Raw genomic sequence first — 25,971 nt, forward strand, 5'->3', positions numbered from 1 at the left:
CAAGTTACAATCTTTTGAACTTATCTGGGATTTCGGGATTGAAGAATTTGGTGATGATATGGTGGAATTGATTTTCTTGTTCCATTTTCAAAAAGCTGATTGGATTGCTTATTCTGTCAAAAAGTGATTTTTCTGTAGGTTCGTATGAAAATAGTGCAGCTGTCAGCATACAGATCAAAAAAGCCAAGCCCCACTTGAGCCTTTCACTTCGCTGTATTTGCTTTTGCCTGCTGTTCATACCACTAAGATACGGATTTAGGTAAAATGGTTGCATCGAAGAGAATTAAAATTGGTTAATTATGTATATCTCCAATTAGGTCAGCAACCGATTTATAGTATATATTGGAAAGTCGTTTAGATAGGGCGTGCTGAAAAACGCCAATTGGAGAATAAATTCTTTAAGTTTTGAAGAATATCCCGTTTAACAAGTGTTTTCTTTTTAAGCAAGTGCAAGTTTATTCAATGATATTGCTTGATTTGCGTGCTCTTGAAAATTTCAAAACTCGAAATTTTCAGGCTAGTCTCAGGCATACCATCTTCTTCATTGGGCTCAATCGAAGTATAAGCATACATCTTCATTCGCCCGCTTTGAATCTGGCATGCCTGAGACTTTTTCAGCAAGCCCTAGATAAGACTACAAGTTGAATTTAAACTTTTCCAAAGTTGGGTTAAAAGTAAATACAAACATTGTTTACAAATCTGAACTTTGGAAAAGTTATTCTAAACTAAACGACATTGAATCATATTATGATACTTTAATTGGCTGTCTCCGAAAAATATTGATATATACTTTCCTAGCGTATAGTCACATTCACTTTTTGTCTTGAAAGGAGAATAATTTTGTCATGTATGGATTTTGGTTTAGGCTTGACATGTCAGGAATCCAATTGAATTCTGTCACGCTAGTCTGACAATCTGACGTGATTCGGGCTTGAGTTATGCTTGGCACAAGCCTTGTCTATTGGGATTATGTAATTTCAAAAAACGTAATCAATTAAGAAAATAACTATATCATGGGAAAAATCATAGGTATTGACTTGGGTACGACCAACTCCTGTGTTGCTGTAATGGAAGGTAACGAGCCGGTGGTGATCCAAAACTCAGAAGGTAGAAGAACAACTCCTTCTATAGTAGCATTCTTGGACAATGGAAATGGAGAGAGAAAAGTAGGGGATCCTGCCAAGCGTCAGGCCATCACTAACCCTGCCAATACCATTTCTTCTGTTAAGAGATTTATGGGTAAGAAGTTCTCTGAAGTTTCTGAGGAGAAAAAACATGCTTCTTACAAAGTAGAACAAGGTCCTAATGACACTGTAGCTGTAAAAATCGGTGACAGATCATATACTCCACAAGAACTTTCTGCAATGATCCTTCAGAAAATGAAGAGCACTGCAGAGGATTTCTTGGGTCAGGAAGTGACTGAAGCGGTTATCACTGTGCCAGCTTACTTCAATGATGCAGAGCGTCAGGCTACCAAAGAAGCTGGACAGATTGCAGGTCTTGAAGTAAAAAGAATTATCAACGAGCCTACGGCAGCAGCTTTGGCTTATGGTATGGATAAGAAAAACCAAGATATGAAGATCGCAGTGTATGACCTTGGTGGTGGTACATTTGATGTGTCTATCTTAGAGTTGGGTGATGGCGTATTCGAAGTGAAATCTACCAATGGTGATGTCCACCTCGGTGGTGATGACTTTGACCAAGTGATCATCAACTGGCTTGCCGACGAGTTCAAGTCAGAAGAACAAATCGATCTTAGACAAGACCCGATGGCACTTCAAAGATTGAAAGAAGCTGCTGAAAAAGCTAAAATCGAATTATCAAGCTCTTCTTCAACAGAAATCAACTTGCCATACATCACTGCAACACAGTCTGGTCCTAAGCACTTGGTGAGGACCTTGAGCAGGGCAAAATTTGAGCAGCTTTCAGAGGATTTGGTAAGAAGGTCTATGGAGCCTTGTAAAAAAGCACTTCAGGATGCGGGACTTTCTGCCTCTGATATCGATGAAGTTATCTTGGTAGGTGGTTCTACAAGGATTCCTAAGATTCAAGAGGAAGTGGAGAAGTTCTTCGGCAAGAAGCCATCCAAAGGCGTAAACCCAGATGAAGTAGTGGCAATCGGTGCAGCGATCCAAGGTGGTGTTTTGACTGGTGAGGTGAAAGATGTACTTCTTTTGGATGTGACGCCTCTTTCATTGGGTATAGAGACCATGGGCGGTGTGTTTACCAAATTGATCGAAGCTAACACAACCATTCCTTCCAAGAAGTCTGAGGTGTTCTCTACCGCTGCTGACAATCAGCCGGCTGTTGATATCCATGTATTGCAAGGAGAAAGACCTTTGGCTAAGGATAATAGAACGATTGGTAGATTCCAATTGACAGATATTCCACCAGCTCCAAGAGGCGTTCCTCAGATCGAAGTGACATTTGACATCGATGCCAATGGTATCTTGAATGTGTCAGCAAAAGATAAAGGAACTGGTAAAGAGCAAAAAATCAAGATCGAAGCTTCTTCAGGTTTGTCTCAAGACGATATCGAAAGAATGAAGAGAGAAGCAGAAGCAAATGCTGCTACTGACAAAGCTGAGAAAGAAAAAATCGAGAAACTCAACGGCGCTGATAGCTTGATCTTCCAGACAGAGAAGCAATTGAAGGAATATGGTGAGAAGTTGTCAGAAGGCAATAAATCCAATATCTCTGCAGCTCTGGAAACCTTGAAAACTGCACATCAGTCTCAAGACTTGGCAGGAATCGATGCTGCTATGGAAGGTTTGAACAAGGCTTGGGAAGCTGCTTCTCAAGAAATCTACAATGCTACGCAAGGTGCAGGAGCTCAAGCAGGCCCTGATGCTAGCGCTGGTGGATCTGCCGAAGCTGGGGACGGTGTGTCAGATGTAGATTACGAAGAAGTATCTGAAGATAAAAAGTAATTCAGAACTAAACCAACAAAAAACGGCATCTGTAGCGAGACTATGGATGCCGTTTTTTTGAGAGTCAAGATGCAAGATATTTAGGTCGAGAAATCTTGGAGGCTAGAGACTGATATTTGCTGGCGCGATATATATGGATATATGTCTTGAGGCGATATATTAGAGGCATGTGAATAAGAGAATTATTCTTAAAAAAGGGCAAGTAATTTCAGGACAGGATAAGGAATCCAACGTTACGTGAATCCGTTGCGCCAGTAGCGTGAAAAAAAACAAATTCAACCCTTCCATTTCATCCTTCATCCCTCCTATTTCATCCTTTTCGACGCTCTTGTTTCTTTTTTCTAAATAAGCGGATCGTTAACAACACTACCAATGCAACTAACTGCTGACAATAAATTAAAAAAGATCATCATCGTCGGTGACCGAGTATTGATCAAATTGAGGAAGGCTGACGAAAAGACTTCTTCGGGTCTATATCTGCCACCTGGGGTACAAGAAAAAGAAAAGGTACAGCAAGGCTATATCATCAAAACTGGCCCTGGTTACCCTATTCCTTCCCCTGTAGAGGATGATGAACCATGGAGAGACAGAGATGAAAGTATCAAATATATTCCTCTTCAAGCCAAAGAAGGTGACTTGGCTATCTTCTTGGTCAATGGGAGCTACGAGGTGATCTATGAAGGTGAAAAATACTTCATCGTCCCGCAACATTCAATCTTGATGTTGGAGAGGGAAGAGGAATTGTGAAAATTACAATAAGAGAAATGATTTTCTGCAAAGACAACAGATAAATTCGATGAATTGATATACAGGTAAAAAAGCTTGTGATGTTAAATCAAAAAAGCCATTTGACTCTGTTGATGTCAAATGGCTTTTTTTACTTTTTCTCAAGCAATGCATATTCCTTTGCGAAGTAGCTCAAGATTACATTGGCCCCGGCTCGTTTGATGCTGAGGAGGGACTCTAGCATGGCTCTTTCTCCGTCTAGCCATCCTCTTTCTGCAGAGGCTTTGATCATGGCATATTCTCCGCTGACATTGTACGCTGCGATGGGCAGATTCGAATTGTCTTTCAATAAGCGGATGACATCCAAGTAGGCCAAAGCTGGCTTGACCATCAAGAAGTCAGCGCCTTCTTCAGTGTCCAAATCGGCCTCAATCAGAGCTTCGTGGTAGTTGGCGGAATCCATTTGGTATGTTTTCTTATCGCCAGATTTCGGTGCAGAATCCAATGCATCACGGAAAGGGCCATAGAAAGCCGATGCGTACTTAGCTGTATAAGACATGATGGATACATTTGTGTAGCCATTTTCATCTAGTACATTTCTGATGTATCCGACTCTTCCGTCCATCATGTCAGATGGGCCAAGGATGTCAGCTCCAGCTTGTGCTTGTGCTAGTGACATTTTTCCTAAGATCTCTAAGGTTTCGTCGTTGAGGATTTGTCCATTTTCGACCAAGCCATCATGGCCATCTGAACTATAAGGATCCATAGCCACATCAGTCATCACCACGATCTCAGGAAAAGTAGTCTTGATTTTATGGATGGCTTTGAGGTAAAAGGTCTCAGGGTTGTAGCTTTCTGTAGCATACTTGTCTTTTTTGCTTTCAGGGTATGCAGGGAAAATGTCAAAAGCCATGATCCCCAAATTGACACAGTCTTCGATCTCTTTCAGCATGAGGTCCAAAGAGTATCTGTAGATGCCTGGCATGGAAGCTACTTCTACCTTTTGATTGACACCATCGATCAAAAACATGGGAAATATGAAATCTTTGACAGAAAGTCTGGTTTCTTCCACCATGTTTCTGATGGCTTGAGACTTTCTATTCCTTCTAGGTCTTCTTTGCATAACTGAACTTGTTTCCTGCAAAGTTAACACTATTCGGCGGAAGCCTGTTTGTCCAAGAAGGTCTTAATTTTTTGAATATTTGCTGGTGAAGCACCAATGAAGACCTCTTCTACTTCTCCGTCTTTGTTGATTAAGATGTGTAGTGGAATGGCAGTACCCCCTCTTTGCTTGTCTAGTGCTTTGAGTAAACTGATACTACGAGCATCTCCAAAACTTAATTCATAATCAAATTTAAAATCTGGTCTCTTTTTGAGGAAGGATTTGTAGGTGCTCATTGGTTCGTTGGAAAAAGCCAAGAATCTCACATTCTTGTTACTGTATTCTTGAACCAGCTCATTCATCTCAGGTATTTCTCTGATGCATGGGCCACACCAAGTTGCCCAAATATTGATCACCGCAGCTTCGCCTTGTGCCAATTCGGAAATGTCAGCATTCTTTTTTAATGCATTGTTGAATTCAGCTTTGAAATTGTTGTTGTCGTTTGCTCCAGTGTTGATCAGAAGCAGACAGGTCAAAATTGTTAAAATGATTTTCATAGTAGTGAATTTTATAGATCACTAAATATATAATTTTAGTTTGAAAAATAAAAAAAGCAGGAAACATAGTTGCCTGCTCTTGATCGTATATAGACTAAACTTTATTTTAGAAGTTGATTTGTGCTTGGAGTCTGAGTAGAGATCCTTTTTGTCTGTTTTCAGGATTGAGGGAATTTTCAAATGTCCTGTCAGAGATGGTGTACATGGCTACCAATTCAAAATTTCTGTGGGGCTGCCATTCTACACCTATTTCCAATTCTTTTACGCGATGCTTGGTAGCATCTAATTCGTGTTTTTTGCCTCCTTTGTAGTAGTGATATCTGGTAAAAGGGATGAAGATATCATTGCCTTTTTTCAAGAAGTAGGAAGCCAATACATAACCTCCTTCAAGTGGTGCATCTTGCACAGAATTAGTCTCTGGATCATACTCTGGGCCTCTACCCCAATTGAATTCAGCTTGGATACCAAATGGCTGTGGATAGAGGATAAAGCTTGGCCCGTACCTGAACTCCTCAAATTCTGTCTGATCAAAATCCGTTTGAGGATTGCGGTTTATGACAAATTTGCCTGTGTAACCTTGGAAGGAAGTCTCGATGATCTGTCCAGATTCTAACTCAAAAGGGTATGTGACTCTTGATACTATATGGAGGCTATTGTTTTTGTCAGGTTGATTGGCTGTCTGTCCATTATATAGACCAAGTCCGAACACTCCATAATCTCCCGAGCCTTTCAGACCAGAAGAGACCAATTCGCTGAAACGTCTCCTGATTTTGGTTGGTGCGTAATAGAACATCACACCAATGTCCCTTTCGTTTGCTACCGCTGAATTGAGTCCATCATGTCTATCAAGTGGGATTCTATTTTGACTGGATTGAAGGTTTTCAAAGCCAAAAGGGACTTTGCTTTGTCCGATTCTAAGTCTGAATTCTTGCTTTTGATCTAAGCCTAGGTCGAAGTATGCATCCCTGATTTGAGCGAAGTTTCCACCTCCAGACGCAAAATCAGGTTGGATGTAGAAATAGACTTTTTCGTGAATTTGACCATAGAAGATCATCCTAATTCGTCTGAAGAAAAAGCCACCATTCTCTCCCCAAGAGCGATCACACTGCTCGCATTGCAGGTCAGGGTTGGTTTCAAATAGTCTATTGTACCTCAGCTGAGCATAACCACGCAGCTGAATGGTTTCATACCAGGGTTTCCTGAGTATTTGTTTGACTTCCTCTGTTGCTACAGAGTCTCTATCGATGTTCCTTGCAAAAACATCCACAGAGCAGATCATCATAGAGATGATCAGAGCGATTTTGATTCGCATGCTAGGAAGATTTTTAAATAAGAAGTATTGTACAGCGTGACAAAGGTGAGAAGCCAATATTTCTTTATGATGATGTAGAAATTAAGTATTTGTTATCCTCTCGATGCTTTATAAACATGATGTAGGGGTTTTAAAAATGTATGAATGTGAAAAATGTGTCAATAGGATGTAAATAGCGGTATTTGGTGTGTTAAGGGAATGTTAAGTCAATGGAACGCAGATGACGCTGATTGGGTGGATTTACGCAGATGAATTTTTGATCTGTGATCATCTGCTAGATCTGTGTCATCAGTGTGCTATTTTAATGGAACGCGGATGATTCGGATACTCTCTGATTGGTTTTTTATCTGTGACTATCAGTTGCATCTGCGTCATCCGCGTTCTATTTCAAGTTAAAATAAAGCTAAGACGGTTTGCAATTTTAGGTTTTGGTAGTCTGTGATATACAAATTACATGGCGGGAGCTCTTCTTTGGTATGTGAGGACAATACGCCGACTACTTTCATGCCAGCATTCAGAGCTGCTGATACTCCAGAGAAGGAGTCTTCAAATACAAGGCAGTTGTCTGGTGAGACATTGAGGTTGTTGGCAGATTTGAGATAGACTTCTGGATCAGGCTTGTGCTTGCTTACATGCTCACTGGCTAGTACGGATTCCATTTTGTCTAATAATGATAGCTTTCCAGCAATCAATTCAAGGTTGGCCATGGGTGCCGAAGTAGCCACTCCTGTAAGGAGTTTGTTGGATTTTAATTGATCTAGAAACTCCAAGTAGCCAGTGATTGGATTGACTTGATCTTCATAGATTTCTCTGAATAGGCTTTCTTTTTCATCCTCTAGCTGAAGCAATTCTTCGCCTGCTATTTTTCTGCCAAAAAAATGACTCATGATATATGAATTACTCTTGCCATACATGTGGTCTGCAAATTCTGCTTCTGTTGGGTACATATTTCTTCTGGCAAAAAATGACTTAAAGGCTTGTGAGTGAAAAGGATTGGTATGGCAGATGACTCCGTCCATATCGAAAATAATTGCTTTGTTCATGGTTAAATAGGCTCTTTGAATTGGTAAAGCTAACAAAAAAAGAAAAGAAGACTTAATATTACAGAAAGCTATAGTTATGCCATAATATGTATATTTAAATATTGTTCAGTAATTATGGAAATCCCTCCAAGGTCTCAAATATCTTGGAGGGATCTTTTTCAGAAATATTCACATTCCAATCTTAGAAAATATCTAAGAATAACTTGTCCGCAGCGACGGATCCAATATCCCTAAATAGCTGTTGCCAATATTTCAACTTTATTTCAATCGTATTTCTACGATATTTCGAGTTATCACCTGTCAAACTCCTTCACCACCTTCTCTATAATATCACAGCACTCATGCAATTGCTCTTCGGTCATCACCAAAGGTGGGGCAAAGCGAATAATATTACCATGGGTTGGTTTGGCTAATAGCCCATTGTCTTTCAAGGCTACACACATGTCCCAAGCTGTAGCGCTGTCTTCGGAGTCATTGACAACTACTGCATTGAGTAAGCCTTTTCCTCTTACCAGCTTCAAGATGCTGTATTGATCTACGAGCACTTGCATTCTCTCTCGGAAGATTTTTCCAAGTTTACGTGCATTCACTGCTAGCTTTTCGTCTCTCACTACTTCTAAGGCAGTCATGGCAACTTTAGCACCTAGAGGGTTTCCACCAAAAGTAGAACCATGTTGCCCTGGTTTGATGACATTCATGATGTCATTGTTTGCAAGAACGGCTGACACGGGGTAGAATCCACCAGAAATAGCTTTTCCCAAGATCAACATGTCAGGTTGCGTGTAGCTAGCTTGCTTTTCACAATGTGCTTCGCAGTTACAGTTGCCACATACAGCTAACAGTGAACCTGTTCTTGCGATACCCGTTTGGATTTCATCAGCGATGAACAGGACATTTTTGGCTTTGCAGGCTTCAGAAGCTTTTCGGATAAAATCCTCAGCTGGTGTATATACACCTGCTTCGCCTTGAATCGGTTCTACGAGGAAGGCGACTACGTTTTTATCTTCCAATGCTTTTTCCAAAGCTGGGATGTCATCATAAGGTATTTTGACAAATCCGGGGGTGTATGGGCCAAAGTTTTTTCTAGCATTTTCATCATTAGAAAATGAAATAACGGTGGTCGTTCTGCCATGAAAGTTGTTTTCAGCGACAATGATTACAGCCTCATTCTCGGCAACTCCTTTTTTCTCATATCCCCATTTTCTTGCGATTTTGAGGGCAGTTTCCACGCCTTCTGCGCCAGTATTCATAGGAAGCACTTTGTCAAATCCAAAGTATTCCGTGATGTATTTTTCAAAAGGACCAAGTACATCATTGAAAAATGCACGAGAAGTTAAAGTCAATGTTCCAGCCTGCTCGATCAGGGCATCTTTGATCCTAGGGTGGCAATGACCTTGATTGACTGCTGAATAAGCGGAAAGAAAATCGTAATACTTTTTGCCTTCTACATCCCATAGAAACACGCCTTCTCCCTTGCTCAATACTACCGGTAGTGGGTGGTAATTGTGCGCTCCATACTTGTCTTCCAGCTCGATAGCTTGTTTACTTGAGTTTATTGTTTCCATCATAAAATTATTTTTCTTGTCAATTCGACCTTCCTGAGAAGATTTTTCCAAATCCACACTACAGGTGTAAAGGTAATATTTTGTTTTCAAAGTAAAATTCTAAAGGGGATTTTTGAAAGGGGGGTGGAGGAGTTGATTATGTATTCGGAAAATTGAACAAAAAATCGGTGCTGGTAATGGCACAATTTCTAAGGCAGTAGGGAAGGATAAGGATATTCAAACCAAGTGGATAGAACTTTTTGTGATGCATTTTCCTGAGGTCAATCCTGTTTGGTTATTAACTGGAGAAGGTGAAATGCTTATAATGAAAACCGAAAATGATGTAATCGATCCTATATTCAAAGAAAGCGATCCTGTTTATGGTCATTTGAGTAAGGAGCAACATTTGGAGATTGTGAATTCTTTAAAGCAAGTAATTTCAGCTCTTGAGGGGCAGTTAGAGCAAAAGGAAAGGATTATTCAACTGAAAGATAGGATTATAAAAGATTTGGAGGCGAAAAGCTAAGTTGTCAATTCTGTTTTATTATAAATCTTAAAGGTTTATTTTGAATAACAGAATTCGGACTTTTTATTATATGTGTATCCGCAATTAGACAACTAACTAATTCAAATTAGATCTTGGATCAGCTCGATACTAATTGATATTGGATCCGCCGTAGCGGACAAGTTATTCATTGATATTTGCTTGAAATAATAGGTTCATTCCAGTTTTTAGGTTCTACTGGCAAGAAAGCGGATAATCATGTTTTATTTTTTATTCCACTTAAACTTCAAAAATCTCTTAGGTTTATCTAAGCCTGATAGGATCAAAAAAATCCATTAAATTTGGACATGAATTCCAAAAAGAAACCCTCCGCCCCGATGAAGTTGATACCAGGAGATTATTACCTCAATGAAAATGGGTTGATGGTCTTTACTGCGCAGTATCACTTAAGGAGAGGATATTGCTGTGGGAATGGCTGCAGGCATTGTCCGTATGGAAGCGCGAAGCCTTAGTGAGGGATTGATGATTTTGAAATTTCAAGATTGAGGAAACATATTGTTTAATTGGTTAACTGGTTGGGGGGATGAGAGAGGTTTTCCGTACTGGGTTGAGGAGAAGTTTAATCGATATTTGCATAACGGGCTAGGGGGTAAGGATTGAGCGTAGTGGGAAGTGATTGTAATCCGAGGTATTGTCTATTCTTTTCAAACTTTGCTACTTGGAGTGCTTTGCGAGAATTAGAGGGCCTTCTAAACCTCACATCCACATTTTTAAAACTTTACGGAATTATTTTGAAGTTCGCTTTTGGTAATTCATTAAAAACTCCGATATTTGCAGACTCAATTAGAAAAACGCAATAAATATTACGATCATATATCATGGCAAAAGTTTGTGACATCACCGGTAAAAGACCTCGAGTAGGTAATAATGTATCGCATGCGAACAACAAGACCAAGCGTAGATTCTACCCTAACTTGCACAAGAAGTCTTTCTACGTGCCTGAGGAAGATGCTTGGATCACTTTGAAAGTTTGTTCGAAGGCATTGAGAACCATCAATAAGAATGGTATCTCTTCTGTTTTGAAAAAAGCTCAGAACGAAGGTTACATTATCATTAAATAATTAGATTGACTCTCTATAAATAGTTCAAGGAAATGGCTAAGAAAGGTAACAGAGTACAAGTGATTTTGGAATGCACGGAGCATAAAGCTTCTGGCCAACCAGGTACTTCAAGATATATCACTACCAAAAACCGTAAGAACACTACTGAGAGATTGGAATTGAAAAAATTCAATCCTATCTTGAAAAAAGTGACGGTTCACAAAGAAATTAAATAATCAAGGACTGTTTGCCGCAAGGTAAATTTTAAAACCTCAAAGATATGGCTAAGAAAGTAGTAGCAACGCTAAAGAAAGAAGGTGGTGTAACTTACGCTAAGGTGATCAAGGCTGTAAAGTCTGAAAAAACTGGTGCTTACACCTTCAGAGAAGAGATGGTCCCTACCACTATGGTTCAGGATACATTGAAAAAATAATTGCCATTTGCATCGTAATGCAAATATAAAGTCCCTCTGAGTTCGACTCAGGAGGGACTTTTTCATTATATTCGGGCTCAAATTGTATAAACTATGGGAATTTTCGGGTTCTTTTCGAAAGAAAAAAAAGAAAGTCTAGATCAAGGACTTCAAAAATCCAGTGAAAATATTTTTTCTAAACTCAGCAAGGCGGTAGTTGGTAAGTCCAAGGTGGACGAGGAGATCCTCGATGAGCTGGAAGAAATTTTGATAACCTCTGATGTAGGTGTAGATACTACCATCAAAATCATCAGAAGAATAGAGGAGCGAGTAGCAAAAGATAAATACCTCAATACAGATGAGCTGGATAAGATTCTTAGGGAAGAAGTCGTAGGCCTGCTCGAAGAAAATAAAAGCGCAGATCAGGGTGATTTTGATCTACCTGCTGACAAAAAGCCCTATGTCATCATGGTAGTAGGCGTCAATGGTGTAGGCAAAACGACGACCATTGGCAAGCTTGCCCATCAATTCAAACAAGCTGGTAAATCTGTGGTGCTGGGAGCAGCTGATACTTTTCGGGCAGCGGCTGTAGATCAATTGATCCTTTGGGGGGAACGTGTAGATGTACCTGTGGTTTCGCATGGGATGAATACGGATCCTGCTTCAGTGGCTTTTGATACTGTCAAAAAGGCCGTTGAGATGAACGCCGACGTAGTTATTGTAGATACTGCGGGTCGATTGCATACCAAGGTCAACTTGATGAATGAATTGACCAAAATCAAAAGGGTGATGCAGAAATTCATTGAGGATGCTCCTCATGAAATCCTGTTAGTACTTGATGGTTCTACAGGGCAAAATGCATTTATGCAAGCCAAGGAATTTACCAAGGCGACGGATATCTCCGCATTAGCGATTACCAAACTCGATGGGACTGCCAAAGGTGGCGTAGTGATTGGGATTTCTGATCAATTTAGAATTCCTGTAAAGTACATTGGCGTAGGTGAAAAAATGACCGATTTACAAGTCTTCAATCGTAAGGAATTTGTGGATTCCTTATTTAAGAAGAAGTAATTGGGGTTTGGTTATTAGTTATCGGTTAATGGTTATTAGTTACTGGTAATAGGGTATATACTTTTGGAGTATGTAGAATCCCCCAGAAATGTGGGGATTTTTTTATGCCTCTAGTTTTTTCAGCCTTTCTAGTAGGGGAGGGTGAGAATAATTGACAAAGACATACCAAGGGTGTGGGTTGATATTGCTGAGGCTGTTGATCGAAAGAGTCTTGAGCGCTTCGGCTAGCGGCTTGCCGTCGTATGTTTCTTTGGCATAGGCATCTGCTTCGAATTCATTCTTTCTGCTCACCATGTTCATAAATATGCCAATGATCATGGAAATGGGAGAGAATAGCATGGTGAAGCCAATGATATTCAAGTGGATGGCCATTTGGCTGCCTCCAAGTGCCAGACTCATGGCCTCACTATGGATAAACTGCGCTAGAATAAAAAGTAAAATACCAATCTGCAAGATCCCTGATATCATCCCTGAGATGATATGTTTCTTTTTGTAATGACCAATTTCGTGGGCAAGTACTGCTACCAATTCATCGGGGGTATGTTGCTCTATCAGGGTGTCATAAAGTACAACCTTTTTTCTTTTTCCAAAACCTGAGAAAAAAGCATTGGCTTTGGAGCTTCTTTTGCTTCCATCGATTACAAACAGATTCTCCAAAGGGAAATTTACTTGCTTGGTGTAATGAATGATTTTATCTCTCAGCTCACCATCTTCTAAAGGGGTTAGTTTGTTGAAAAGTGGCAGGATTAGGGAAGTGTAGAAAAGGTTTACAAATACCATAAATGCAGCAGCAATCAACCAAAATTGCCACCAGAAATCTTTACCTATCTGATGTACTAGCCAAAGCAATACAGCCAATAGCCCCCCACCAACGATGATGGATAAGACATAGCCTTTGATCTTATCAGAAAAGTAGGTGGCTTTGGTTGATTTATTGAATCCAAATTTTTCTTCAATGACGAAGGTTTGATAATAGTCAAAGGGTAGCGATAAAAAATCCGAACCGATAAAGATAATGCCAAAGTATGCGAGAGAAAGGAGCAGCGGATGGCTGATCCACTGACTCAACCACTGATCTACCCAGCCAAATACCCCAAAATATATCAGACCAATAGTGATCAAGAAACTGATCGATCCAGTAAGCAAACCAAATTTGTAATAAGCTCTTTGGTACCGATGGCTTTCATGTAATTTTTTTTCATCTACATACTGATCCAAGGTTTGAGGAATGGACGGAACAGGCCTTGAGCTATTGAGGAAGCTTAGTGTTTTTTCAAAAAGGAAACCAAAAGTCACTACCCCCATCAAGAGGTATTTGATTTGTATTGCGTCCATAAGTTTTTCTTCTTAGAATTTAGGGCAAGGGAGCACGGTATCTCTGCTTCTAGGCTTTCCTTGATTTCTCGAGGGGAAAGTGTAAGATACGCTAACTTCGTGCGCTCCTCCAGACTGAATGCCTAGGTTGGAGACCGTGTAGTCAAAGCTATACCCCATGTTTAACCCAGATAGCAAATTGAAACCCACCATCATTACAACTGCGTCGCGATTGCTTTGTTGCTCCACGGGCTTGTAAGGTAAACCTCTATACCAAACCCCAAAAATAATAGGTTCCATGAAAAGATAAGCTCCCACGTCAAGTTGCTCAAATGGCCCCTGTCTCTTGTAATTGATCGTAGGTACAAAATACCTTTGCTTGTACATGTGAGTGAAGTCATTTCTGTAGCCACCATTTCCTAAAGGGATTTTGACTCCAGTGTGTAGGGATAGTTTCATAGGTAGTCTACTGACACTCTCTTCATCTAGGAAAGATTGGTTGGGTTGGTTGACGTGATGGGTAGATGCTCCAAACCAAAACCGATCCGTAAAAAATAAGCCGCCAAAAGAAAGGGATAGTAAGTTGACAGGATCACCTATACCTGGCAGATCATTACCAGGTTGTGTTGGTCCGAAAGGATCGGCTGGATTGATTTGATTGGCAAAGATGAGATTTTCGAAAAAACCGATATCTCTGCGGATATAACTCGCCTGAAAGCCTGGTCTGAAGTACGCATTTTGGCCTAACCTCAATTCATAAGAATACAAACCTGAAATGGTTGTGGACCTGAGTTGTGCAGCGCCTTCGACATCATTCATTACAAGAAAACCAACACCACTATTATAATCATCCAGATAGGTATCGTAATATGCGGAAAAAGTCGTAAACTGTGCATTGAGTCCTGGCCATTGGTTCCTATAGTTGGCACCAATTCTTGTCGCTTGTTCTGCACCAGTAAAAGCAGGGTTGAGGTATAAGGGTGCTGCGTAATATTGACTATATTGCGGGTCTTGTGCGCTGCTTTCTAGGGTGGAAACTAGAAATAAAGGGACAAAAAAAAGACAATATAGATAAGACCTGATCAATTGTTTATTCGTTAATTAAGATGTTCAATGTAGATGCTAAACGATTCAAAACTTTCGTTGTTTTAGTTAGCAGGACGTAAATTATGAAAACAGCTTTTAAATCTATTCAATTTTCTCTGATTTTTGCAGTAATCTGCTCATTATCCTGCATTTTAAATTCAAATAAAAGTTTTTCACAAGGGTTTAATAACAACGAGTGGGTTTTTGGCTATTGTGACTCAGGTACTGAAAACAATTACCTCTCCTTTGGAAAGGGTGGGGAGCCTATAATTAGAACCCTTCCTGGATCTATTGTTGTTGGGGAAAATAACAACGCAGTGGCCATTGATCCCATCACAGGGCAAAAACTTTTTTATACAAATGGTGAGTTGGTTTACAATTATGATGATAATATCATACAAGGTGCTCCAAACGGTATTGGAGGAAATATTGATGGGAGGCAGCAGGTAGCTATTGGGGTCTTGGATTATGATCCTGAAGGGAACAAGTTGTATTACACCTTTCATATCACACCAGGTGGGCAGCTTCAATATTCTGTGGTAGATATGAATGCACCTGGAGGAGCGACAGGGAATCAACCTCCACTGGGTCAGGTAACTGTACTCAACCAAAATATTGGTCCTGCTACTGGTGCTATCGCAGTGGTAAAGTCAGCACAATCACCTTCTTACTTGATCAGCTTCAATGGAGGCAACTTAATCTCCAGAAGAATTGAAGCCACACAAGGTGATTTTACGGAGACTGATGATGTAGGTATACCTTTTACACCAAAGGCGATAATTTTTAATGAAGCAACAGGACAATTGATGCTTATTCCTGAAAACCCTAATGAGGACATCGTATTGGTAGATTTTGATACCGCAACAGGAAGTTTTGGTACAGTCAATACCATTTCGCAATCTGGGGGAGCTGAATCAATAGAAGGAGCAGCCTTCAGCCCTGATAGTGATTATATCTACTTTTCTAGAGGCAATGAATTGTTCCGAGTTCCTGCGGATGATTTAGATGCAGACCCTGAATTGATTCCTTTGGAAAATGATGTATTCCGAATTTATGATATCAAAGTCGGCCCTGATGGAAGATTGTATTATATCTATGAAGAAGTAGCAGGTGGTCCTCAATTGATCGGAAGGGTAGATAATCCTGACGAGGAAGATCTGGAGGAACTGGAGATAGATGAAGATCCATTTGATGGGGTGGATTTTTGTGGTAGGATTTTCCCTCAGTTTGCCCCAAATGCTGATATTGAAGCGGAAGTAGATTTTACATGGGAGCCAGAAGAACCGTGTAGTAATAATCCTGTACAGTTGACAAGTGTCATCACACCTGAAAATTACAGGCCGGTAAGTTTTGAATGGTCCTTCTCGCCGCCCTTGACTGACGAAGATGGTGAGCCTATAGAAATGGATTTCAATCAGGAGCACCTCTTGATTCCTGAGGAGGCGACGGGAGATCAAAGTATCACAGCTACGCTTGTGGTAACTTTTGCTGATGGAACTAGGGAGGAAGTTACCAAAGAAATTGAACTGGCTCAAAATGATTTGGAGGCAAACTTCACTCCTCAAGATACCACACTCTGTGCGCCTAATTGTATAGACTTGATGCCATTGTTAGAAGTACAAGCAGGCGGAGGACAAGGTGGTGAAACTCCTGGAGGAATTGGCGGAGGTCAAGGAGGTAATTACGAGTACTTTTGGTCCAATAAGCGAGATGAAGGATGGGGGCCAGAAGCTCCAAATGAAGTTTGTAGACCAGGACTTTACTGGGTTTTGGTCAGGGAAGTGGGTTCTTCATGCTATGCGTATGCGAGTATCAGGATTCGAATTTGGGATCTACCAGATCAAAATAATAACATTTGGTACTTCGGGAATCAAGCAGGCTTAGATTTCAATCCTGATCCCGATGACCCTGATGGGCCTACGCCAAGACCCGTTACCCACCCGAATACAATACCTGCGGGAACTACCACGATTTCAGATGAAACTGGCCAGGTGCTTTTCTACACAGATGGCTCGACGGTTTGGGATTTGAATGGGAACGTCATGGCAAATGGAGAAAATATTGGAGGAAGCAATCTATCTTCCGAAAGTGTGATCGCTGTACCAGTTCCCAATGTGGAGACCATGTTTTACCTATTTACAACTGAGCGGGCCGCTGATGGGAGCAATCAAGTGAAGTTTTCGGTAGTAGATATCATTGCAGAGAATCCTACAGGAGTAGGAAATGTAGTCACCAAGGATAATCTTTTGTTTAGTCCTTCCACAGAGCAATCTGCTGCTTTGGCCTCGGGTGATACGACTTGGGTACTTTTCCATGAATTGGGGAATAATACTTTTAGAGCTTATCCGATAACGCAATTTGGTATCGGTCCACCTGTATTTTCCTCAGTAGGTTCCGTTCATGGATTCAACACAGGAGTGGGAAGTATGAAGTTCAGTCCAGATGGATCTAAAGTAGCTGTCACTATTCAGGATGGAGCATGTAGTCGTGTCGAGATTTTTGATTTCGATCAGCAGACAGGTAGGTTAACTGAATATGCCAATTTGGATTTGGGTTGTAATAATGATGATGTTTACGGGTTGGAATTTTCCAATGATAGTAACAGGTTATTTGTGACATACACTGGAAATGGGGGCAAAGTAGAAGAGTTTCTTATAGGTAGTCCAACTTCGTCAGATGATGATGTGGACCTGAGTTGTGCGACATGTTTGAATAATGCATCAAGTAGAGCAGCACGGGAGCAGTGTATATTGGATTCGCGTACGCAATTGGATATAGATGGGCCCATTGGTGCAATTCAGGTAGGTCCAGATGGGCAGATTTATGTAGCGAGACCTGGTCAAGCTGCCTTAGGCACCATCAATGCGGGTCAAAATTGTACACCAAGTACTGCTGTTACAGAGGGGATGTTTTTGGCTCCAGGTACTAGCTCCAATCTTGGTTTGCCATCTTTTGTGCAGCAATCAGGAAGTAGTATTCCTGAGCCGCAGATCGTAGGACCCGAGAGGTTATGTTTAGACCCAGAAGTTGGAGCTGAAGGGTTGTTTGAAGGTGGTGGAGAGCCCGATATTGATAGTTATTTTTGGACTATAGTGCATGAAGATGGGGAAGAAATCTTGTCTGAATTCGGTGGGCCTGGAGAAGATTTTCAGAATTTAACCCATTTCTTTACCAGAGAAGGTGTACACACGGTGACCTTGCGTGTGGACAGGTGTGGAGAGGTAGATTACTATGAAGAATCATTGGAAGTGCTGGTTGTCGCTCCCCCTACGCTTACGCTGGAAGATGATGTGACACTTTGTAGTGGGCAGCCTGTTACTTTGACTGCAATAGAAGGTTATGATCCAGCTGAAGGTTTGTATGATTTTGAATGGAGAAATGCAGCAGGATTTCAGTTTGGCGATGAAAATTCAAACTCCATCGTTGTAGACGAGGAAAGTATCTACACAGTGACTGTTTCTTATAGAATGCCAGAAGGTAGTGATGAGTTCTTCGATACTTGTCCTGCTACGAAATCGGTTTTTGTAGGGCCTGCATTCGAGTTTGAACTTACCCAAACTGCTGAGGAGGTGTGTTATGACGAGACTTTGGTAGTATTCGCTCCAGATACACCTGTGGCAGGAGAATGGTTTTATCAGCGAGCTGGCGATCCGAATAGGGTGCAGTTTCCTGTTGGGTTAGCCTTTGAGCTTGAAGTAGAGCCAGCTTTAGATCTTCCAGGTCCAGGTCTGTACGAAATTATTTTTGTGACAGAAGACCCTATAGTAGAAGGGTGTCTGGTGGAGAAAGTCTTGGAGCTAGAAGTTTTTCCTCTTCCTAATTTCGAAATAGTAATTTTAACCAATGCCGAAGATTGCAATAGTCCTGAGGGTAGCTTTGAAATAGAAGCATTGATAGCCATGTCGGTCTTGGAAATAATGGAAACTGGGGATGTGTTCCAAAATGTGTCTGCTGGGGATTTCTTTACTTTGACAGATTTGGAACCAGGTAATTATACAGTGAGAGGTCAGACTGATTTTGGCTGTGAATTTACCAGAACCGCCACGATTCAAAATGTGAATCCACCCCAAGGATTTGAAAACATAACCTTGGACAGTACCGACGAAAGCTGCGGAGTCAACGAGATCATTCCTGGAAGCATTACTATTGAGCTTAGTGCTGCTGTTCAGGGTACTTATACCATTATGCGTCAAGGAGATGGGCAAGAGCTTACCGGGGCACTAGATGGGCAGACTACTGTCATTGAGATAGGTCATGGTGACTATGCGGTGCAAGTGGAAGATGCCAATGGATGTGCCATACCTGTAGGTGATGTGACTGTAGCACGGAGATTTTTGGCGGATTTCAATGTACCGTCTAATATAGTGGCCTGCGAAAGCTTTGAGCTAGAAATATCGACACAGCAAAATTTGGTATTTACAGTTACTGACCCCAATGGGGATTTAATCAATGCTGACGCAGACGGCATTTATTTACTCAATATTTCTGGTGTATACACCGTATTTGGAGAAGATCCTGACGGTGTTGCTTGTCCGAGAGAGAGGACTATTAATCTTACTATCAATGACCCGATCCAATATGAACTCTCAGCCCCTCAAGTAGACTGTGTGGACGGCGTGTCTTATGAGGCGATTATTTTAGATGGAACAGATCCAGCTTCTGTATTTTTCTTTTGGAGAAATGAATCCAGCCAGGTGGTTGGACGATCACAGCGGTTTTTCCCATCTGCACCTAGGCAGTATACACTAGATGTTCAGCCAAGGGTAGGCTCTAACTGTCCGACTCCTCCGATACCATTTGAGGTGGAGGAATTTGCTGCAGCTGTGGATTTTGAATTGGAAGTTCAACCATTCTGTGTGGGTGAACCGAGTACATTTGTGAATTTGCTGATTGATGCTGATGACATGGATGCTGTGGGACAGATCAGATGGTTTTTTGTTCAAGGGGGAAATAGAACACCACTTCCTGCCAATGATGACGCTACCATGATTTCAGTGGATCAGGCTAATCAAGGGACTTATCAAGTTGAAGTTTACAATAATTTCGGATGCTTGGTAGGAAGGGATCAGATTCAGGTAATTCAGTCCACCTTGGTGGCACCAGTCTTACAGGCTACTTACACCATCTGTGCATTGGAAAATATCGTATTTCAACTTGATCCCGGTCAATACGATAATTATGAATGGTATCTGGAAGGCGAAGACGAGCCTATATCCACAGACCCAATCTTCACACCTCAGCAGGAAGGTAATTACAGATTAGTGGTATTCGATGATTTGGGTTGTGTGGAGGAGATCACTTTTGAGGTGGTGGAGGATTGTGAGCTAAGAGTGCGGTTCCCCAATGCCATGCGTCCAAGTGATGCCTCCAAGCAATTCTTGATTTATACCAATGACTTTATTGATGAGCTATCGGTATATATTTACAATCGATGGGGTGAATTGATTTTCTATTGTGAGCAGAGTAATCTCCCTGGGGATGCAGTAGGTGGGTATTGCCCTTGGGATGGTACAGTAAATGGCCAAAAGGTGCCAATTGGAACATATCCGGTCGTTGTGAGGTTTAGAAGTAACAACCAAAATATTACAAGAGTCCTTCGGGAGTCTATATTAGTTATAGAATAATAGAATTATGATTACTTTAATATCACCTGCAAAAACACTTGATTTGAGTAGCACAGATATTTCTGTGTACACTACGCCTGAGTTTCAAAAAGAGACATTTGAGCTAGTATCCATCATGAAGAAAAAAACTTCTGATGAGATCAGGCAGCTGATGGGTGTAAGTGAGAATATTGCCACTCTCAATGAAAAAAGGTATAAGGAGTTCAAAAAATCATTTGATCCAGACAATGCTAAGCAAGCCCTCTTAGCTTTCAAAGGAGATGTGTATACCAAAATCGATGTGGATAATTACACAGATGCTGAGTTTGACTTTGCGCAAAAGCATCTCAGAATTCTTTCTGGTCTTTATGGATTGTTGAAGCCATTGGATTTGATCCAGCCATATAGATTGGAAATGGGGATCAAATTAGAAAACAAAAAAGGAAAAAACTTATATGAATTTTGGGGCTCAAGAATAGCCAAGGCAATCAATGAAGTGGCAGCTGGCGAGCCAATTGTGAACCTAGCTTCTCAAGAATATTTCAAAGCGGTGGATCAAAAGGCCTTGAAATCCGAAATCGTTACGCCTGTTTTTCAAGAGTATAAAAATGGCAAATATCAGGTTATTGGATTGTTTGCGAAGCAAGCTAGAGGTATGATGACTGATTTTATTATCAAAAACCGCATCAATGATCCCGAGCAACTCAAAACTTTCAATGAAGCGGGCTATGAACTTTACGGTGATGGTTCAGAGTGGAGATTTGTGAGATAGCTTTCGAGTATCTGGCTTTGATACTTGGGATTTTCCTCATTTAAGTTAGACTTGATAGATATTAATTGATATTTGATCCGCCGTAGCGGACAAATTATTGATAGATATTTTATTTGCCATTAAACTTAGAAAGTAAAATAGCTAGTCAAGTTGCGCATATTAAAACCAAAAAGGGGATCGATTTTCGATCCCCTTTTTGGTTTATTTGATTTCAAATTCTTTGGTACTTGTCTGCCCATTTTTGCTGAGCTCGATGCTAAACTTGCCTCTAGAAGGATTGCCAGATTCAGGTCTCAAATCCCAGCTTACTTGGTTGAATCCTTTTGGGAAGTTTTCCGTCCAGCTTTTCACTGCTTCTCCCTTACTGTTTTTGATGGTTACCTGAACTTCTCCAGAGTTTGAGGTGTAGAACATGGCGTCCATGCTAGGTGCACCTCTTCTTTGGAATAGTTGTGTATCAGGAGCATTGAGTATGCTGATCTCTGCTCCTTTATTTTTCATCATTTCATAGATAGGGTTGAGATCCATGATGAATACGCTTCTTCCATGCGATCCAATGACAAGGTCATTTTCTTTCTTTTGAATCACCATGTCGTATATGGATACATTCGGGATATTTCCTTGAATCAATTCATAGTTCTTTCCTCCGTCCATAGTGATATAAAGTCCATGATCTGATCCTATGTAAAGTAAGTCAGGATGTAAGTGATCTTCTCGGATGACGTTCATCGCCTCAGTAGGTAGGTTGCCAGCAATCGGCGTCCAGGTAGTGCCATAATTAGTGCTCTTATACACATGAGGTGTAAATTCATCATTTCTATAGCCTGTCAAGGTTACGTAAACTAGACCTTCTACATGCTGAGAAGGAGTGATGCTACTTATCCATCTATTTTGAGGTAAACCTTTGCTGATGTCTATCCAAGCTTTACCGTGATTTCGAGTATTCCAAATATTACCATCATCAGATCCGGCGTACAGCGTTCCAAATTCTAATGGTGACTCTTCTACCACAGTGAGTGTGGCAAAAGGAACATTCCCTTCTCTAGGTCCTTTGGTCAGATCAGGAGAAATGGTCTCCCAAGTATCGCCTCTATCCAAACTTCTATAGACATATTGAGAACCCATGTAGAAAATATCCTGATTATGCTTACTCAAGGTAGCAGGCGTTCTCCAATTCCATCTGTTTGGCTTGTTGCCGATATCATGACCTGGAGTTACATATTTTCTTTCTCCAGTCGTGGTGTTGATTCGGTAGTAATTTCCAAACTGTGAACCGGTATACACGATGTCGTTGGATCGGGTATCAACAGCCACGACCATACCGTCACCGCCAAATAGTGAATTCCATCTTTCGGATGGTCTGTTGGTAGATTTGCCATACCAAACGCCATTATCTTGCATACCTCCATAGACATTGTATGGCGTTGCTTCATCTACCATGATGGAATAAAACTGTGAAATGGTCAATTGATCGTTGAGGTGAGTCCATCTTTCACCATTGCCGTAACTAACATAAAGCCCTCCATCTGTACCTAATAGGATGTGCTTGGAATCTTTTGGGTTGATCCACATAGATTGATGATCAGAGTGGACATTACCAACAGAGTCTGTATTAGCGAAGGTCTTTCCTCCATCTCTGGAAACCATCAGAGGTACTCCCAAAATAAATAGCTCGTCTGGATTGGATGTGCTGGTTCTCACTTCTCCAAAGTAATAGCCGTAACTATTATATACTCGGTCTAGACCTGGCTCGTTCACCTTTTTCCAAGATTTTCCAGCGTCATCAGATCTATATACCTCGGCACCTACTACAGTAGAATTGATGATGTCGGCATTGGCATCTCTACCATCGCTGTTATAATTAGCAATGTCAATAGGAGTGATTTTTTTTCTTTCGATTAGTTTTTTCACTGATGCTGCATCATACTTTGAGGCAAATCTATTACTTCTAAGAAATCTGTTCAGTTTATCATCTTCGATCTGAAGGACAGCTTCTGCAGTCATGCTTTTGAAGCTATCCGTGGTTAGATTGTCACCTTGGTTGCCAGCACCTCTTCTTTCACGAGGCTCTGATTTTTGATAATCATGTAGCGCATAGACAGTAGTAGGGCTACTCAGGCTGAAGTCAAAACCTATTCTTCCTACAAACTCGTCTTGCGGGAATCCTTCCATAGCTTTGGTCCAAGTATCACCACCATCTTCAGATCTCCAGATAGCGGAACCTTTGCCATTGCCTATGAAGTCGTATGCCATTCTCAATCTTTCCCAAGTGGCAGCTAGGAGCACATTTGGATTTCCTGGCTGCACTTTGATATCTATCACACCAGTGTTGTTATCCACAAAAAGCGTTCTTTTCCAAGTTTTACCTCCATCTATTGTCTTATAAAGACCTCTTTCATCATTTTTGGAATACAAGGAGCCCATTGCACCAACCCATACAATGTCAGGATTGGTAGGATGTATTTGAATCTGTCCGATATGTTGGGAGTGAGGGAACCCTACAAACTCCCATGTCTTGCCGGCATCGGTAGACTTGTATACACCATTGCCAGCATAAGTAGATCTACTGGAGTTGTTCTCACCTGTACCTACCCAAATGATGTTATCATTAGAAGGTGCAATTGCCATATCCCCCATACCCAAGGTGCCTTGATGGTCAAAAATAGGTGTGAAAGATTGGCCATTGTCTTCGGTTTTCCAGACTCCACCAGAGGCAGCGGCGATATAGTAAGTTTTATAATCACTACTTACTTCTATGTCAGTCACTCTTCCAGACATATTGGTAGGGCCAATATTTCTTATTGGATAGTTTTTGAAGGAGGAGTTTTGAAACATTTCTTGATGTTTTGCAAAGGCCTCCTGCATTTCTTTGGAGCTTGTAGGCTTGATTTGCTGTGCCTGGGAACTGAGGATTCCTGCTTCTAGCAAGAACACAGCAGCAAGCATGCTGATTTGTCGTAAAGGTTTATACATAGTTCTGTTTGAATTTCTCTTCACAATATATAAAAAGCGTGGACGAACAAAGCGAAGAAAATCATAAATCCATTCATTTAGTGATGATTGGAAAAAATTTCGTTTGGAGGAAATGAAAATTAGCAAAGTTTTGCATGCTTCAGTTTTTTTCAATGCCATTCAATTTTCTATCTTTGTTTCATACCAAGCGATGTGGACATGAGCAAGTACCTCAAATACACCAAGAATTTCTATTTTGTTTTCACAGTTCTTTTTGTCCTTTGGATGATTTTTATTGATTCTAATGATATTCTGACGCAGTTTAAGTTGAGCTCCAAAGTAAGAGAACTAGAGAATCAAAAGGAGTTTCTATTAGAAAGGAAGGATAAGATCAAGCAGGATAGAGAAGAGCTGATGAGCAATTCTGAACTTCTTGAGAAGTTTGCCCGTGAAAGATATCTGATGAAGAAGAAAACAGAAGATCTATATGTCATTGTCCAAGATTAAAGTATTATTTTTTTCTATTGTATTATCAGTATTCGCTTTCGTAATCACTGACCAAGCAGTAGCTCAGCGCTACATTGATCCTGAGGAGAACCCGCCACTGAGAGACAGGCTTTATTATGGGGGTAATTTTGCGATGCAGTTTGGTACCATTACATTCATAGATGTCTCGCCCTTGGTAGGAGCTATGATCACGGATAAATTCTCTGGAGGTCTTGGAGCTACTTACCAGTATTTTGATGATAGAAGATTTGTCAATGTGGGCACTGGGAATAGGAGTCTGTATGGCGGAAGAACTTTTTTGAGATATAATGTATTCCCGAATATTTTCGCTTATACTGAGTATGAAATGCTGAATTTCGACCTATTCAATAGAAATACCAATGAGTATAATCGAGAGTGGATACCTGGTTTTTTTGTTGGAGCAGGCTATTTTGCTCCATTCGGGAATAGGGGAGGTGCTAATTTTACTTTTTTATATAACCTGATGCATGATAATCTTCGATCACCTTATAATGAACCTTATGTGATTCGAGTGGGTTTTGTTTTTTGATTTGAAACACCACCAATGATATGGATCAGCTAGTAGATAAAATATTTAAATCACACCAAGATTGTCCTGAGTGCCCATCCCCAAAATTAGTACAAACTTTTTTTGACTCTCTATTAGGCTTGCTCTTCCCAGAATATGCCCTAGATATCATAAGGGAGAGGAAAGAAGTGGAAAGCAACCTTGTAGCATTACAAGATCAATTTGCCAAAATCCTGAATAAGAACAAGCACCTACATCAAGGAGATGGAGAATTGTTGAGTAAACAGTTTTTTGCTAAGCTATCAGAAGTTTTCGATTTGATTCATCAAGATGTGGATGCCATGTTTGCGGGAGATCCAGCTTCTAAATCGAGGGCGGAGATTCTCAGGTGCTATCCAGGTTTCTATGCGATAGCAGCTTACAGGATTTCGCACGAAATGTATTTGATGGGAATTAGGATGATCCCTAGAATCATCACAGAGTATGCACATAGCAAGACAGGGATAGATATTCACCCTGGAGCAAGTATTGGACATCATTTTTGTATAGACCATGGTACAGGCTTGGTGATCGGAGAGACGACAGTAATCGGGAATCATGTAAAGTTGTATCAAGGTGTGACTTTGGGTGCATTGAGTGTACACAAAGAAGATGCTGATACCAAACGTCACCCCACTATAGAAGATGAAGTAGTGATCTACGCTGGAGCTACGATTTTGGGTGGTAATACGGTGATTGGAAAGGGCTCTGTCATCGGTGGTAATGTATGGTTGACTAAAAGTGTGCCTGCTCATTCAAAGATCTATTACAAAGCCAAGATGTATGATGCAGGAAAAGATCAAACAGATCTTTATGTCTTCAAAAATGATCAGGACTAAGAATAGTTGCTGTAGAAAATCAACCCTT

At 40.8% G+C, this 25,971-nt stretch carries 22 protein-coding genes; 13 read left to right on the forward strand and 9 right to left on the reverse strand.

The genetic code is table 11. From position 1 onward, the window contains the following. Positions 1-4: 4 nt before the first annotated feature. Positions 5-238, reverse strand: coding sequence for a hypothetical protein (locus BW935_RS08005; protein ID WP_076500354.1), 234 nt, complete (start codon positions 236-238; stop codon positions 5-7). A 775-nt stretch (positions 239-1,013) separates the two neighbouring features. Between BW935_RS08005 and dnaK the strand changes: the two genes are divergently transcribed. Beyond that, positions 1,014-2,930, forward strand: coding sequence for a molecular chaperone DnaK (gene dnaK / locus BW935_RS08015; RefSeq protein ID WP_076500356.1), 1,917 nt, complete (start codon positions 1,014-1,016; stop codon positions 2,928-2,930). Positions 2,931-3,302: 372 nt separating this feature from the next. After that, positions 3,303-3,677 (forward strand): co-chaperone GroES, encoded by a 375-nt coding sequence (locus BW935_RS08020; RefSeq protein WP_076500358.1) that lies wholly within the window; start codon positions 3,303-3,305, stop codon positions 3,675-3,677. A gap of 130 nt (positions 3,678-3,807) precedes the next feature. Here the strand turns inward: BW935_RS08020 and hemB are convergent, their stop codons facing one another. The 5 genes from hemB to rocD all read right to left on the reverse strand — a co-directional run bounded on the left by hemB (position 3,808) and on the right by rocD (position 9,238). Further along, positions 3,808-4,779 (reverse strand): porphobilinogen synthase, encoded by a 972-nt coding sequence (hemB, locus tag BW935_RS08025; protein WP_076500360.1) that lies wholly within the window; start codon positions 4,777-4,779, stop codon positions 3,808-3,810. A gap of 29 nt (positions 4,780-4,808) precedes the next feature. Beyond that, a complete protein-coding gene (locus BW935_RS08030) occupies positions 4,809-5,315 on the reverse strand; it encodes a TlpA family protein disulfide reductase (RefSeq protein WP_076500362.1) in 507 nt (168 codons plus the stop codon). A gap of 106 nt (positions 5,316-5,421) precedes the next feature. After that, positions 5,422-6,627, reverse strand: coding sequence for a porin (locus BW935_RS08035; RefSeq protein WP_076500364.1), 1,206 nt, complete (start codon positions 6,625-6,627; stop codon positions 5,422-5,424). A gap of 392 nt (positions 6,628-7,019) precedes the next feature. Then, complete coding sequence (locus BW935_RS08040) at positions 7,020-7,670, reverse strand: HAD family hydrolase (RefSeq protein WP_076500366.1); 651 nt, start codon at positions 7,668-7,670, stop codon at positions 7,020-7,022. 293 nt (positions 7,671-7,963) lie between these two features. Further along, on the reverse strand, positions 7,964-9,238 hold the full coding sequence (gene rocD, locus BW935_RS08045) for an ornithine--oxo-acid transaminase (RefSeq protein WP_076500463.1): 1,275 nt from the start codon (positions 9,236-9,238) through the stop codon (positions 7,964-7,966). A gap of 241 nt (positions 9,239-9,479) precedes the next feature. Between rocD and BW935_RS08050 the strand changes: the two genes are divergently transcribed. The 6 genes from BW935_RS08050 (at position 9,480) to ftsY (ending at position 12,302) form a co-directional block, all read left to right on the forward strand. Next, positions 9,480-9,740: a hypothetical protein gene (locus BW935_RS08050; RefSeq protein ID WP_084565868.1), complete on the forward strand. Its 261-nt coding sequence runs from the start codon at positions 9,480-9,482 to the stop codon at positions 9,738-9,740. A 356-nt stretch (positions 9,741-10,096) separates the two neighbouring features. Then, the gene (locus BW935_RS18335) at positions 10,097-10,231 is read left to right on the forward strand and encodes a C1orf53 family protein (protein WP_245802663.1); all 135 of its coding nucleotides are present in this window, start codon (positions 10,097-10,099) and stop codon (positions 10,229-10,231) included. 366 nt (positions 10,232-10,597) lie between these two features. Beyond that, positions 10,598-10,840, forward strand: coding sequence for a 50S ribosomal protein L28 (rpmB, locus tag BW935_RS08055; protein ID WP_076500370.1), 243 nt, complete (start codon positions 10,598-10,600; stop codon positions 10,838-10,840). 32 nt (positions 10,841-10,872) lie between these two features. Continuing rightward, positions 10,873-11,055 carry a 50S ribosomal protein L33 gene (rpmG, locus tag BW935_RS08060; protein ID WP_076500372.1) on the forward strand — a complete coding sequence of 61 codons (183 nt, stop codon included), beginning with the start codon at positions 10,873-10,875 and terminating at the stop codon, positions 11,053-11,055. Positions 11,056-11,099: 44 nt separating this feature from the next. Beyond that, positions 11,100-11,252, forward strand: a complete 153-nt coding sequence (locus BW935_RS08065; protein WP_014770900.1) for a DUF4295 domain-containing protein — start codon at positions 11,100-11,102, stop codon at positions 11,250-11,252. A 93-nt stretch (positions 11,253-11,345) separates the two neighbouring features. Further along, complete coding sequence (gene ftsY, locus BW935_RS08070) at positions 11,346-12,302, forward strand: signal recognition particle-docking protein FtsY (RefSeq protein ID WP_076500374.1); 957 nt, start codon at positions 11,346-11,348, stop codon at positions 12,300-12,302. Positions 12,303-12,404: 102 nt separating this feature from the next. Here the strand turns inward: ftsY and BW935_RS08075 are convergent, their stop codons facing one another. Continuing rightward, positions 12,405-13,637, reverse strand: coding sequence for a M48 family metallopeptidase (locus BW935_RS08075; protein ID WP_076500376.1), 1,233 nt, complete (start codon positions 13,635-13,637; stop codon positions 12,405-12,407). A 12-nt stretch (positions 13,638-13,649) separates the two neighbouring features. Beyond that, complete coding sequence (locus BW935_RS08080) at positions 13,650-14,702, reverse strand: PorP/SprF family type IX secretion system membrane protein (RefSeq protein ID WP_076500378.1); 1,053 nt, start codon at positions 14,700-14,702, stop codon at positions 13,650-13,652. 83 nt (positions 14,703-14,785) lie between these two features. On the opposite strand from BW935_RS08080, the gene BW935_RS08085 reads away from it, so the two are divergent. Together BW935_RS08085 and yaaA are read left to right on the forward strand one after the other, a co-directional pair. Continuing rightward, positions 14,786-20,326 (forward strand): T9SS type B sorting domain-containing protein, encoded by a 5,541-nt coding sequence (locus BW935_RS08085; protein WP_076500389.1) that lies wholly within the window; start codon positions 14,786-14,788, stop codon positions 20,324-20,326. Between the two features lie 7 nt (positions 20,327-20,333). Then, entirely contained in the window at positions 20,334-21,077 is a 744-nt protein-coding gene (yaaA, locus tag BW935_RS08090) for a peroxide stress protein YaaA (protein ID WP_076500391.1), read from the forward strand. 201 nt (positions 21,078-21,278) lie between these two features. On the opposite strand, the gene BW935_RS08095 is transcribed toward yaaA, so the two are convergent. Then, on the reverse strand, positions 21,279-24,050 hold the full coding sequence (locus BW935_RS08095; protein ID WP_076500393.1) for a VPS10 domain-containing protein: 2,772 nt from the start codon (positions 24,048-24,050) through the stop codon (positions 21,279-21,281). A 198-nt stretch (positions 24,051-24,248) separates the two neighbouring features. Between BW935_RS08095 and BW935_RS08100 the strand changes: the two genes are divergently transcribed. The 3 genes from BW935_RS08100 to BW935_RS08110 are packed head-to-tail and all read left to right on the forward strand — an operon-like array spanning position 24,249 to position 25,943. After that, on the forward strand, positions 24,249-24,536 hold the full coding sequence (locus tag BW935_RS08100; RefSeq protein WP_076500395.1) for an FtsB family cell division protein: 288 nt from the start codon (positions 24,249-24,251) through the stop codon (positions 24,534-24,536). Next, complete coding sequence (locus BW935_RS08105) at positions 24,517-25,086, forward strand: hypothetical protein (protein ID WP_394333608.1); 570 nt, start codon at positions 24,517-24,519, stop codon at positions 25,084-25,086. The genes BW935_RS08100 and BW935_RS08105 overlap by 20 nt, the downstream gene beginning before the upstream one ends. A gap of 20 nt (positions 25,087-25,106) precedes the next feature. Next, positions 25,107-25,943 (forward strand): serine O-acetyltransferase, encoded by an 837-nt coding sequence (locus tag BW935_RS08110; RefSeq protein WP_076500399.1) that lies wholly within the window; start codon positions 25,107-25,109, stop codon positions 25,941-25,943. The last annotated feature ends 28 nt before the right edge of the window (positions 25,944-25,971 follow it).

It is taken from the genome of Belliella pelovolcani, from assembly GCF_900156785.1.
Classification (GTDB): domain Bacteria; phylum Bacteroidota; class Bacteroidia; order Cytophagales; family Cyclobacteriaceae; genus Belliella; species Belliella pelovolcani.